Here is an 11,769-nt window from a genome sequence, read left to right as displayed (position 1 = left end):
TCGGGGCCGGACCCATTATGCGCCGTTGCCGACAACTCCGGTTGGAATTTGGATCCTATTCCCTTCAGAAGTGGACTTCGAGTGGTCATACTCGACAGGAGGGGATCTGTTGTCGACGACACCGACGGAAGTCCACTCCCGGCTTCCGCCAACGATCTTTCATCGAAAAGAGGCTTCAGGTGACCGATTCGGATATCGACGAGATGGGCCCGGTCGACTATCTCGTCATCGAATTCCCCGCCGACCGACCACCGAACGGTTCTGCTCTACCGCTGCTGCTCGACCTTGTCGAGCGAGGCATCATCCGGGTGCTCGATCTCGCGTTCGTCCGCAAGGACACCGACGGTTCGGTCGCCGGGATCGACATCTCCGAGGTCGGGCTCGAAGGAGAAGTCGACGTGACGTTGTTCGCGGAGGCGTCGTCGGGCCTGCTCGGCGACACCGATTTCGACGAAGCGGGGGCTGCGCTCGAACCCGGCTGCTCGGCGGCCGTGCTCGTCTACGAGAACACCTGGGCTGCTCCGCTGGCGCGGGCACTGCGTCGCAACGGCGCCGAACTCGTCGCGTCCGGGCGTATCCCGGTCCAGAGCATCCTGGCTTCGCTGGAGAAGCTCGACGTCGAAATGTGACTCGAGCGAACGAAATACACGAGGAGATCGACATGCCAGGACTACTCCGCGGGGTGGCTCGCACCGCAGTCGTAGCCGGGACGGCGACGGCCGTCTCCAACCGCGTCTCCCGCCGGCAGGGAGAACGATGGGCATCGCAGGGCCAGGCCGTCTACGGGCGTCCCGCCCAGTACGCACCCGAACCCGAACCCATGCCCGCGCCGCCTCCGGGTGGAACGGATCGCATCACCGCGCTGAAGGACCTCGCCGAATTGAAGGCCCAGGGTGTGCTCACCGAGGCCGAGTTCGAGAGGGAGAAGGCGCGAATTCTCGCATCCTGAGCCCGAGTCCGGCCTCTGCGTCGAGCGGACACGACCACTCCCACGCGCCGCCGACGGGTCGAGGAACGAGCTTCATGGGCGACTGGAGGTGTACGGTACACCGGATCGACGAGCCGACCGACTACGTGGCGAGGCTGTCGCTGGTACTGGCGGACGACCTCACCCCGACGGAGGTGCAGGACCGCGCTCGTGTGCTGGCCCGTCAGCTCTTCGGGCACGACGTCGACGTCGGGGAGGTCGAGCCGGAATACTGGTCGGCCCGTCGGCCGCCGTCGACCTGAGATCGTAGCGGTGACGCACTGTATCTGTTGAAAGAGAGCGTATTCCGTGTGTCTCGGGCCCTCTCCTCGCGACACGGTCGTCACTGGGCTCCGGAGGCGGAAGGCGTGGCACTCGAGGTCGCGGGAAGGAGCGCGGACGCGACGAGTCCGACGAGCCCGATGCACGCCAGCACGATCATCGCGGCCGCATACGACCGGTCCGGCGTGGCGAGGCCGACGACGAGGACGGTGCCTGCCACGGCGGTGCCCAGGGACGAACCCAGATTGGACACGCACCGCGACAAGCCGGAGATCTCACCCTGCTGTTCCTCTGGGAACGCCGACTGCACGACGTTCACGGACGGAGTGAGCATCGCACCCAGTCCGACGCCGATGAGCAACAGGCCCGGGGCGAACGCCCATGCGCTGGTCCATGCACGGACCATCAGGAGCAGCACCACGATGCCGCCGAGGGTGACGACGAAGCCGCTCATGATGAGGGCACGCTGTGAATGCCGGGCGGCCAATCGTTCCGCCAGCAATGAGGAACCGAGAATGCCGGCGGTGGCGGCGGTGAAGATGATGCCCGTCTCGATTGCGTTGTAGCCGCGGACCACCTGCAAGAATGCCGAGACGACGAACGCGACGCCCATCAGCAGCAGCCACTGGATGTTCTGGGTGACGAGCGCGAGATTCGATGTGCGATTACGGAACAGGTCGGTCGAGAGGAGTGACACTCTGCCGGCCCGTTCGAAGCGTCGTACGTGCAGGAAGAACCCGACGACGAGCAGGATTCCGATACCGATGAGGCCGGCGGATACCGAGAGTGCGTTGTCCGCCTGGAGAATCCCCATGACGATACAGACGAGACCTGCGGCGGACAGGACGGCACCGATCCCGTCGAAGGGTGTGGTCGGATCCGGGGGCAGGGGATCCTCGAGTCCTTTGCTCAGAACGACTATGGCGGCGACGATCAGTGCCTGGAAGACGAAGGCGGCCCGCCAGTCGATCGCAGTAGTGATCAATCCACCTATCAGCGGCCCGGCTGCGGCGCCTATCCCACCCATGCCGGTGATCACGCCGAAGGCCCGTGCCCGGGACTTCATATCGGTGAAGAGCATCGTCGTGAGGATGTACACGGGCGGGATGAGCAGTGCGGTGCCGATTCCTTCGAAGATCGAGTTGCCCAGGATCAGGATTCCCAGACCCGGTGCTGCCGCACTCAGGAGGGCGCCCACGCCGTACAGGATGAGTCCGGCGACGAAACACCGCTTGCGACCCCATCGGTCCGTCAGTTTCCCACCCGGAATCATAAAAGCTGCCATGACCAGAAGGAACACGGTGATCGCGGTCTGCACACCCTGCACCGTGGTGTCCAGGTCGACGCTGATGTCGTTGATCATCACGTTCATGTTCGAACCTGCGAAACTGCAGATGAACTGAGCGAGGGCGAGTGGGAGCAACATTCGCCGAATAGGGGCGGAAGGTTTCGCCACCGGATTCTCGGTCATCTCGTACTTCCCGTCGCGAAGGACGTCGCCGAAACTCTGAACGTCATGATCCACCGCGGTGGTGGACGGTGGCGCCGACGAGTCGAAACCGTGACCTTGACCTGATATCCGAGACCGGAGGAAGATCGAAGAACTCGACTCCTCTTCTCGCGAGGTAACGTCATGCTTCTCGAGGACTACGGCTTCATCGGTGACCTGCAGACCTCCGCGCTCGTCGGCCGGAACGGCTCGATCGACTGGCTGTGTATGCCCGCGTTCGACTCCGGGTCGTGTTTCGCGGCCCTGCTCGGCGGCCCGGAGCACGGACGCTGGCTCGTCGCGCCTGCGGCGGAACCCGTGGCGGTCACCCGTCGCTATGTCGACGACACCCTGGTGCTCGAGACCGACTTCGAGACTGCAGAGGGCGCCGTCCGTCTGATCGACTTCATGCCTCGTCGGGGATCGGGTCCACCTCGGCTGATCCGTATCGTCGAGGGGTTGCGGGGCCGTGTGCCGATGCGAATGCACTTGGCGATACGCCCCGATTATGCGGCGGTCACACCGTGGGTCGAGGCGGTGACCGACGGTGCTGTCGCGACGGCCGGCCCGGACGCCTTCCACCTGTGCACGACGGTGCCGTTGGAGATCCGTGCCGGGACCGTCGAATCCGAGTTCGTCGCCGTGGAGAGCGGCCGATACCGATTCGCTCTGGACCGGTACCCATCCTTCGAACCGGCCCCCGTCGTCGAGGATGCCGAATCCGCGCTCGCGCGCACCGTGGAGTGGTGGCGCGAGTGGACCGGCCGGTGCACCTACAAAGGGGCATATCGCGACGAGGTGATCCGCTCTCTGATCGTCCTCGAGGGGATGACCGACGAGACGACCGGTGCGATCGTGGCGGCCCCGACCACCTCCCTGCCCGAAGCGCTCGGCGGGGTACGCAATTGGGACTACCGCTACTGCTGGTTGCGCGACTCGGTGTTGGCGCTCGAAGCGCTGCTCGCCGGGGGATACACCGGCGAGGCTCTGGCCTTCCGCGACTTCCTGCTCCGGGTGGGAACGGGTGATCCTGCCGATGTGCAGATCATGTACGGGATCAGGGGAGAGCGTCGACTGACCGAGTTCGAGGTGGAACATCTGCCCGGTTACGAAGGGTCGGCGCCCGTCCGGGTCGGAAACGCCGCAGCCGAACAGTTCCAGCTCGACGTGTACGGCGAGGTCCTCAGCGTGGCGTACAAGGGAGCCGAAGCGCTCGGTAGGATCGAGCCGCACATGTGGCCCCGCTGGCAGGCCGTGATCGAATACGTCGAAGGAATCTGGCAGGAACCCGACGACGGGATCTGGGAAACACGCGGCCCCCGGCGCCATTTCACGCAGTCCAAGGTCATGGCCTGGGTCGTCTTCGACCGCGCGGTCCGGCTCGCCGAGGGATTCGGGCTCGACGCACCTCTCGACCGGTGGAGGCGGACCCGCGACGAGATCCACGACGAGATCTGCGAACGTGGATACGACCCGGTCCGTGGCACGTTCACGCAGTACTACGGCTCCACGGAACTCGACGCCAGCGTTCTGCTGATTCCGCTCGTCGGCTTCCTGCCCCCGACCGATGATCGGGTCACGTCCACGATCGACGCGATCCGGAACGAACTCGGCCGCGACGGCTTCGTATCCAGGTATTCGACGACGGATACCGACGACGGGCTTCCCGGGGACGAAGGACAGTTCCTGGCCTGCTCGTTCTGGCTGGTGAGCGCGTTGGCGCTCAACGGCCGGGTCGACGAGGCCCGCGCGTTGTTCGAGCGGTTGCTCGGACTCACCAACGACCTCGGACTGCTCGCCGAGGAATACGACGTGCAGGCGGGACGACAGGTCGGCAACTTTCCCCAGGCATTCAGTCACCTCACTCTCGTCGGCGCGGCCTGCGCGATCACCGTCGCCGAACGGGCACGGGCAGTGGATCCGGCCGACGGAGCACCGGCCGTCTGATCCGACATCCTCCGAATGCCATGTCTCCGCGAGATCTTCGTCCACACCGTGCGTGCTGTATGTATCCTGTGGGTACATGCTGCCCCGCATACGCACCCGTGTTCGTCGGTGTCTGTCCATCGAACGAACCACATTGGCGCGCCTGAAAATCGGTAGAAATCGTACGAATGTCGCCGATTCGGCGCGCACGCTTCCCCGGACCCGCCGAGCACGTTTCAATGACAGGTGCAGAGGGGCTGTCGGGAGCGCAGGGGATACGCTTCCGCGTCGCTTGCTCCGTCGGGGAAGTTCGCGAACGGTGGCAGGGGAACAAGATGGAACACGGTGTTGTGTTGTGGTTCGACGCCGGTCTGGGTCACGGCTTCATCCGTGACGACGACGGTACGGAGATCCTGGTGCACTACTCACAGATCGACGGGAGCGGCTACCGCTTCCTGACCGGGGGTCAACGGGTCCGATTCGAGATCGGTTACGGGATCTTCGGTCGACATGCGGTCAACGTGCAGGTGTGCTGACATACGGGACGTTCGGATGGTGGGATCGGGAGATGGACACACGGGCGAACGAGTGGGCGGAGGAGACCCACCTCGCTGCTGCAGCTCCGACCGAGGAGCAGATGTGGGCCTCGCGGGCCAAGATCTGCAGGCCGCCGACCCGAACGATGAGACGGTCGCGTCGATCGCTGCGCGGTGGGGCTTCTCGTCGCCCGGACGATTCGCGACGCAGTACCGGTCCGTCTACGGCCGGGCGCCTCGTGGGACCCGGTCGGGCAGGCTGTGGTCCGATCGAACTACTGCCGATCCTGTAGAAAACGAATAGACTGCACCGGAAGCGAACGATGCGTTCGCTGTCGACTCTGTCGGCGGGGCGCGAGACTTCCGACGCAGGGGGTCGGATCTGTCGACCTGCCACGTCGGCAGTGCCTCGAGTACGCACAATCGGTCCCGGTCAGGGCATTTCGGCGTATGCTCAGGACATCGGTGATCGCCTGTCACCCCCTGCGCGGACGATCGCCGGCGCCGGGTGGATCAGAGGTAGGCCACTCGGGCGATGCCGAACCCTGTCGCCCATTTCCCCCTGCTCGGGTGGCAGGGTTTCGGCGCGCCGCAGGTCGTTCGGCGCGCGGGCGTCATCACTTCAGCGGTCGGAATCCGGCCCCGTTCCTCGTGATTCGCCGGGATCGTCGTCGCCGTCGTCCACTTCGGGAGGGACGCGGGGAGTTCGGCTGCATAGGCTGCACGGGGTGGGGCGACCCCGTCGAGGCGTTCGTTGATCGCATGGGCGATCAGATCGTGTTGCACACGGGAGATCAGATCGTGTTGCACACGGGAGAGGGGAAGCAGGCCGTCGAGATACGCCTCGATCTCCATCTTCCCCACCTCGCCGCCGAGTGCGAAGTGGCGGAGCCACAACTCCTCGACACCGGGTTCGGAAGCGCGGAGCGCAGCGAGGAGTTGCCGGCGATGCTCGCCGTCGGGGAAATAGTTCATCGCCGCGTCAGACCGACTCTCCGAACCTACCTCCTTTCGAAGCTCGGCGTTCCCGGACGTGCAGTCCCGATCGTCACCCTTCGACACCGCACCCGAACGCGTCCGAATTGGCAGAATTCGAGATATGCCGACCCGGACGATCGACGGTCACCGCATCACCCTGACCAACCTCGACAAGGTGCTGTATCCGCGCACCGGGACGACGAAGGGCGAGGTCGTCGAGTATTACGAAGCCGTCGCCGAGGCGATGCTTCCCCATATCGTCGGCCGGGCCGCGACCCGCAACCGGTGGCCGAACGGTGTCGGCGAACAGTCCTTCTTCGAGAAGAACCTCCCCGACCACGCACCGGCCTGGATCGACCGTCGCACCCTGCACCACAAGGACCGCCGGGTCACCTACCCGCTGTTCGATTCCGCCGCCGGGCTCGTCTGGCTCGGGCAACAGGCAGCCCTCGAACTCCACGTGCACCAGTGGCGTTTCGACGGAGAGAAGGCCGGACCCGCGACCCGCATCGTCTTCGACCTCGACCCGGGGCCCGGCGTGGGCCTGGCCGAGTGCGGGGAGGTCGCGCGCCACGTGCGCGACACCGTCGCCGAACTCGGGTGGTCGGCCTATCCGGTCACCAGCGGCAGCAAGGGCATCCACCTGTACGTCCCGCTCGATCGGATGCTGTCGTCGTCGGGGGCGTCGAAGGTCGCGAAGCAGGTCGCGCGCAATCTCGAGACCACCCTTCCCGACCTGGTGACCGCGACGATGGCGAAATCGGCGCGCGAGGGCAAGGTCTTCGTCGACTGGAGCCAGAACAACAGTTCCAAGACGACGGTCGCGCCGTACTCGCTGCGCGGTCGCGACGAGCCGTGGGTGGCGGCGCCGCGCAGCTGGGACGAACTCGACGACCCCGACCTCGCGCAACTGCAGTTCCGGGAGGTCCTCGCCCGCATCGAGGAGTTCGGGGACCTGCTCGCCGGTCTCGACCCGCCCCTCGGCAAGGCTGTGTCCGGAGACAAGGCCGTGTCCGGAGACAAGGCCGGGTCCGGCGGCAAGACCGTGTCCGGCGGAGACGCCCTGGACACCTACCGCAGCAAGCGCGACGCGTCGCGCACCCCGGAACCGGTACCCGACCGCGTCCCCGACGACGGTCCCGGCAACAGGTTCGTCATCCAGGAGCACCACGCGCGTCGCCTGCACTACGACCTGAGGCTCGAACGCGACGGTGTGCTGGCGTCGTGGGCCGTACCGAAGAACCTGCCGGACACCTCGGGGCGCAACAATCTCGCGGTACGGACCGAGGACCACCCGATCGAGTACCTGACCTTCCACGGGACGATCCCGAAGGGCGAATACGGCGCCGGCAGCATGACCGTGTGGGACACCGGCACCTACGAGACCGAGAAGTGGCGGGACGACGAGGTGATCGTGCGGTTCCACGGCGACCGGATCGAGGGACGGTACGCGCTGATCCGCACCGAGAAGAACCAGTGGCTGGCGCACCGCATGAAGGACCAGTCGTCGCCGAGCACCGAGTCGTCCGATGCCGATCCGGCCTCCCTCGTCGGATCGTCGGGGTCCAAGGCCTTCCCGCGCGATCTCGCGCCCATGCTCGCGACCTCCGGTGACGTCTCGGGTCTCGACGCCGAAGACTGGGCGTTCGAAGGCAAATGGGACGGATACCGCGCCATCGCGGAGATCGAGGACGGCACCGTCAGGCTCCGCAGCCGATCCGGTCGCGATGTCACCGGCGACTACCGGAAGCTCGTCGAACTCGCGACGATCCTCGACGGTCACCGGGCGGTGCTCGACGGGGAGATCGTCGCCGTCGACCGCTCCGGGGTGACGAGCTTCTCGATGCTGCAGCGGGGCGTGAACTACGAGTACCGCGTGTTCGACGTGCTGTATCTCGACGGGGTGTCGCTGCTGCGCAAGACCTACGACGATCGCCGACGGGTCCTCGAGGCGCTCGCCGCTGCCACGGACGGACTGATCGTCCCGGATCTGCTCTCGGGTGACGGCTCGAAGGCTCTCGCGCGCAGCCGCGCGAAGAACTGGGAGGGCGTGGTCGCCAAACGCCGGGACTCCGTGTATCTGCCGGGCAAGCGCGGCGCCGGATGGATCAAATCGAAGAACTGGCTCACCCAGACCGTCGTGCTCGGCGGATACCGCCGTGGCAACGGCAACCGTGCCTCGACCTTCGGCTCTCTGCTGCTCGGCGTCTACGACGACGACGGTGAGTTCGTGTACGTCGGCAAGGTCGGCACCGGTTTCGACGACGAGACGCTCCTGTCGGTGGCGAAGGCTGTGAAAGGGCGCACGAGCCGCACGAACCCGTTCGCGAACGAAGTGCCGGCCGCCGAACGCCGCGATGCGGTGTGGTTGCGGCCCGAACTCGTGGGGGAGGTGCGGTTCGGAGGATGGACGGAAGGAGACCGGGTGCGGCACGCGAGCTGGCGTGGTCTGCGCGACGATGTGGACGCGTCGAGTGTGGTGCGAGAAGAGGAAACAGGCGCTGACTGCTAACGTTCGTTCGAAGTCGGGTGATCGGGCATTAGGGGAGGCATCAATGGCCGAGGGCTCGCGTGGCGTCGTCCGTCGGATCGGTTTGGTCGAGGATCACGAGTCGGTCGCGCTCGGGTTCGCAGCGATGCTCGCCGATCAACCCGATCTCGAGCTCGCAGGTACCGCCACCACCGTCTCGGGTCTGCTCGAGCAGGTCACCGACCTCGACCTCGCCGTTCTCGACCTGCGCCTGTCCGACGGATCCTCCCCGAAGAGCAACGTCGAGCAGCTGCGCGCGGCGGGCCTCGAGACCCTGGTCTTCACCGGCGCCGAGAACCCGTATCTGCTGCGTTCGGCCGCCCGCGCCGGTGTGCTCGGGGTGGTGCGGAAATCCGAGCCCGCGGCCGTGGTGATCGAGGCGATCCGCGTGGCCGCCGCCGGAGGGCAGGTCGCCAGCACCGAGTGGGCCGCGGCGATCGACGGTGATCCCGAACTCGACGATGTCGGCCTGAGTCCGCGGCAGCTCGAAGTGCTCGAACTGTATGCGTCGGGGGAGAAGCTCGACCGGGTCGCCCGGCTGACGGGTCTCGCTCCGCAGACCGTCAACGACTACCTGCAGCGGATCCGCCAGAAGTACGCGGAGGCAGGTCGTCCCGCACCCACGAAGACGGATCTGTACAAACGTGCCGTCGAGGACGGGTGGCTGCCGATGCCCGAACGGTCGGATGTCCGCCGTCGCTGACGAGCCGGCCGGGGACACCGGGGAGAAGTCGCACGATCGCAGCACGGCGGCTGCCGACCGACTTCTCCGGATGTTCGCGCGATTCGTCGCGATCGGATATCTCTGCTACTTCGCGTTGCTCGTGCCGGAGATCCTCGAAGTGTCGGCACTCGTCGCGTGGTGGTGGACTCCCACCGCGGCCGTCCTCATGTTCGGATCCGGGGTCGCGCTCGGCTTCGCCTCGTTCCGCGGCACGGTGTGGATGCAGCGGACCGCGACCGTCAATGCGCTCGCCTACGTCGTGATGGTCGCATTGTGGTTCGTGGCGTGGAATGGGACTCAGATCCCGCAGGACCACTCGTTGTGGTTCACCGCCTTCCCCGGCCTCGCGTCGCTCGCGGCGGCGGTCGCGTGGAGACCCCGGCGGGCGTTCGTCCACATGCTCGTCGCGGTCCTGCTCGCGCAGGGCGCGAACCACCTCGTCCGCGACGCCCCCTTCGGATACTTCCTCGCACCCGACCTGGCGTTCGCGTTCGTCTTCTGCACGGTCTTCCTCGCGGCCGCGGTGGTGGGACTCGGCACCGGCCGCACCCTCGACGAGACCATCGCTGCCACCCAGGCCACGGCGGCCGCCGCGGCCGCAGCGGAAGCACGGAACGCCGAGCGCGCACGGTTCGATGCCCTGGTCCACGACCGCGTGATGTCCACCCTGCTGGCGGTGTCACGCAACGCACCCCGAGAGTCGCTCGTCGAGCAGGCCGAACGAGCGGTCGCCGAACTCGACGAGCTGCGGCGCGGCACCGATCGGGACTCGGCGCTCGACGCCGCCGCAGTCGTGGCGCGGCTCCGCTCAGCGGCGACCGAGGCCGACGAGGACGTCGTCTTCACCGGCCGTGTCGCCCCGGGATCCGGCGACGTTGCGTTCCCGCCCGAACCTGCGCGCGCGACCGCCGCCGCCCTCGCCGAGGCGGTGCGCAACAGCGTGCGGCACGCCGGGAAGGACGCGTCCCGCACGGTCGAGGTCGACGTGGCACCGAGATGGATCTCCGTGCAGGTCGTGGACGACGGCAGAGGCTTCGAACCCGAGGCCGTCGACCCGCACCGGCTCGGTCTGGAAGTGAGCATCCGAGGACGTATGCGCCGCCTGTCCGGGGGCCGGGCGGTCGTGCAGTCCGCGCCGGGGGCCGGGACCCGGGTGTTGTTGTACTGGCGAGATCCGGCCGTATGAACACTGCGAACTCGACCGTCTCCGATCTGCTGCGGATGCACAGTCGGCCCGCGCGGGCCTTCGCCGTCCTGTACGCGGTGACCTGTGTGGTGCTCGCCCTGAACACCGCGCCCCATGCGGAGGTCCGCTGGCCCCTCGCGATCGCCGTGATCGTGTGTGTGGCCGCCGCCTACGCGCTCGTCGCAGTCGAGGGGGACCCACTACCGGTGCGACCCGCACTGGCGATGACGTTCTCGGGAGCGATCGCGTCGGCGTCGGTGCTGTGGGTGGTGCCCGCCGAGCCGGCACCGCACCCCATCGAGTTATGGCCGTTCGGGATGTCCACGACGATCCTCGTGTTCATGTGCGTGCGGGGACGCACGGCGTTCGCCTGGTGCGGGATGCTCCTCATGCTCGTCGTCGCCGCGCTGTGGTCGCATCTCACGGGCCCCGGGATGGGCTACGGGCTCGGCCTGACGATCACGAGTGCGGGACCGGTGCTCATGGGCACCGTCTGCGCCTACACGATCCGCCCGCTCGCGCGGTCGATCTACCTGCTGCGCGCCCGGTCGATGCAGCGGATCGCGGCGGAGTCCGCGGCCGCCGCGGCTCTGGAGGAACGTGACGTCCGCCTCGGAAGCCTCGACGCGTCGGCGCGTCCGTTGCTCGAGCGGATCGTCTCGGGCGAACCCCTCGACGAGAACGAACGGATCGAGTGCGGACTCGTCGAGGCACGACTGCGCGACGGTCTGCGTGCGCCCGTACTCCAGGTACCCGAGGTCGACCGGGCCGCCGCTACGGCCCGCCGGCGCGGCGTCGAGATCGTTATGCTCGACGACCACGCCATGGACTCGGCATCTCCCGAGGTTCGGCGCGCCGTCTACCGGGAGGTGGTGGACGCGCTCGATTCGGTGAGAGAAGGGTCGGTGACCGTGCGTGTGTTGCCGCCGGCCCGCGCGGCGATGGTGACGATGCTCGTGAAGGGCGAGGATGTGCGCCGAATCGAGATCGGACACGACGGCCGGCGCACCGGTAATTAGGCGAAACACCGATGCCCATATTTTCTTGGGCAGAGAAAAATCTGTCTGGGTAGTTGTCGGTTTCAACCGTTAAGTTGTAGGCACTCGAAACGGAGTTCGTCGGGGGACTCGGTTCGATCCCATGTATCCATC

The 11,769-nt window shown here is 66.8% G+C and carries 11 protein-coding genes; 9 read left to right on the top strand and 2 right to left on the bottom strand.

Going from position 1 to position 11,769, the window contains the following annotated elements; all coding sequences use genetic code 11:
- Nucleotides 1–179 precede the first annotated feature (179 nt).
- The 3 genes from M3330_RS07025 (at nt 180) to M3330_RS07015 (ending at nt 1,230) form a co-directional block, all read left to right on the top strand.
- A complete protein-coding gene (locus tag M3330_RS07025) occupies nt 180–629 on the top strand; it encodes a DUF6325 family protein (RefSeq protein WP_006551605.1) in 450 nt (149 codons plus the stop codon).
- A gap of 32 nt (nt 630–661) precedes the next feature.
- The gene (locus M3330_RS07020) at nt 662–949 is read left to right on the top strand and encodes an SHOCT domain-containing protein (protein WP_039587683.1); all 288 of its coding nucleotides are present in this window, start codon (nt 662–664) and stop codon (nt 947–949) included.
- A gap of 74 nt (nt 950–1,023) precedes the next feature.
- The gene (locus M3330_RS07015; protein ID WP_039587485.1) at nt 1,024–1,230 is read left to right on the top strand and encodes a hypothetical protein; all 207 of its coding nucleotides are present in this window, start codon (nt 1,024–1,026) and stop codon (nt 1,228–1,230) included.
- Between the two features lie 80 nt (nt 1,231–1,310).
- Here the strand turns inward: M3330_RS07015 and M3330_RS07010 are convergent, their stop codons facing one another.
- A complete protein-coding gene (locus M3330_RS07010) occupies nt 1,311–2,621 on the bottom strand; it encodes an MFS transporter (protein ID WP_255027969.1) in 1,311 nt (436 codons plus the stop codon).
- 261 nt (nt 2,622–2,882) lie between these two features.
- On the opposite strand from M3330_RS07010, the gene M3330_RS07005 reads away from it, so the two are divergent.
- Together M3330_RS07005 and M3330_RS07000 are read left to right on the top strand one after the other, a co-directional pair.
- Entirely contained in the window at nt 2,883–4,685 is a 1,803-nt protein-coding gene (locus M3330_RS07005; protein ID WP_039587484.1) for a glycoside hydrolase family 15 protein, read from the top strand.
- A 314-nt stretch (nt 4,686–4,999) separates the two neighbouring features.
- Nucleotides 5,000–5,200 (top strand): cold-shock protein, encoded by a 201-nt coding sequence (locus tag M3330_RS07000; RefSeq protein WP_039587481.1) that lies wholly within the window; start codon nt 5,000–5,002, stop codon nt 5,198–5,200.
- 513 nt (nt 5,201–5,713) lie between these two features.
- Here the strand turns inward: M3330_RS07000 and M3330_RS06990 are convergent.
- The gene (locus tag M3330_RS06990; RefSeq protein ID WP_255027964.1) at nt 5,714–6,175 is read right to left on the bottom strand and encodes a hypothetical protein; all 462 of its coding nucleotides are present in this window, start codon (nt 6,173–6,175) and stop codon (nt 5,714–5,716) included.
- Nucleotides 6,176–6,299: 124 nt separating this feature from the next.
- Here M3330_RS06990 and M3330_RS06985 point away from each other — a divergent pair, with 124 nt between their 5' ends.
- Genes M3330_RS06985 through M3330_RS06970 form a run of 4 tightly spaced genes read left to right on the top strand, consistent with a single transcriptional unit; the run spans nt 6,300 to nt 11,637 of the window.
- A complete protein-coding gene (locus tag M3330_RS06985; RefSeq protein ID WP_255027962.1) occupies nt 6,300–8,690 on the top strand; it encodes an ATP-dependent DNA ligase in 2,391 nt (796 codons plus the stop codon).
- A gap of 43 nt (nt 8,691–8,733) precedes the next feature.
- Nucleotides 8,734–9,411 carry a response regulator transcription factor gene (locus M3330_RS06980; RefSeq protein WP_006551596.1) on the top strand — a complete coding sequence of 226 codons (678 nt, stop codon included), beginning with the start codon at nt 8,734–8,736 and terminating at the stop codon, nt 9,409–9,411.
- Nucleotides 9,395–10,618, top strand: a complete 1,224-nt coding sequence (locus tag M3330_RS06975; RefSeq protein WP_255027950.1) for a sensor histidine kinase — start codon at nt 9,395–9,397, stop codon at nt 10,616–10,618. The genes M3330_RS06980 and M3330_RS06975 overlap by 17 nt, the downstream gene beginning before the upstream one ends.
- Nucleotides 10,615–11,637: a hypothetical protein gene (locus M3330_RS06970; RefSeq protein WP_255027948.1), complete on the top strand. Its 1,023-nt coding sequence runs from the start codon at nt 10,615–10,617 to the stop codon at nt 11,635–11,637. Before M3330_RS06975 ends, M3330_RS06970 begins: the two co-directional genes overlap by 4 nt.
- Nucleotides 11,638–11,769: the final 132 nt, after the last annotated feature.

The organism is Rhodococcus sp. GA1, assembly GCF_024321955.1.
In the GTDB taxonomy this organism is placed as follows: domain Bacteria; phylum Actinomycetota; class Actinomycetes; order Mycobacteriales; family Mycobacteriaceae; genus Rhodococcus; species Rhodococcus pyridinivorans.
The sequence above is the reverse complement of the archived record's forward strand: the minus strand, read 5'-3'. Positions and strand labels throughout refer to the sequence as shown.

Bases quoted from the DNA above. Each gene is read 5' to 3' on its own strand.
- M3330_RS07020 (WP_039587683.1), top strand. From the start codon at position 662: ATGCCAGGACTACTCCGCGGGGTGGCTCGCACCGCAGTCGTAGCCGGG.
- M3330_RS07015 (WP_039587485.1), top strand. From the start codon at position 1,024: ATGGGCGACTGGAGGTGTACGGTACACCGGATCGACGAGCCGACCGAC.
- M3330_RS07010 (WP_255027969.1), bottom strand. From the start codon at position 2,621: ATGAACGTGATGATCAACGACATCAGCGTCGACCTGGACACCACGGTG.
- M3330_RS07005 (WP_039587484.1), top strand. From the start codon at position 2,883: ATGCTTCTCGAGGACTACGGCTTCATCGGTGACCTGCAGACCTCCGCG.
- M3330_RS07000 (WP_039587481.1), top strand. From the start codon at position 5,000: ATGGAACACGGTGTTGTGTTGTGGTTCGACGCCGGTCTGGGTCACGGC.
- M3330_RS06990 (WP_255027964.1), bottom strand. From the start codon at position 6,175: ATGAACTATTTCCCCGACGGCGAGCATCGCCGGCAACTCCTCGCTGCG.
- M3330_RS06985 (WP_255027962.1), top strand. From the start codon at position 6,300: ATGCCGACCCGGACGATCGACGGTCACCGCATCACCCTGACCAACCTC.
- M3330_RS06980 (WP_006551596.1), top strand. From the start codon at position 8,734: ATGGCCGAGGGCTCGCGTGGCGTCGTCCGTCGGATCGGTTTGGTCGAG.
- M3330_RS06975 (WP_255027950.1), top strand. From the start codon at position 9,395: ATGTCCGCCGTCGCTGACGAGCCGGCCGGGGACACCGGGGAGAAGTCG.
- M3330_RS06970 (WP_255027948.1), top strand. From the start codon at position 10,615: ATGAACACTGCGAACTCGACCGTCTCCGATCTGCTGCGGATGCACAGT.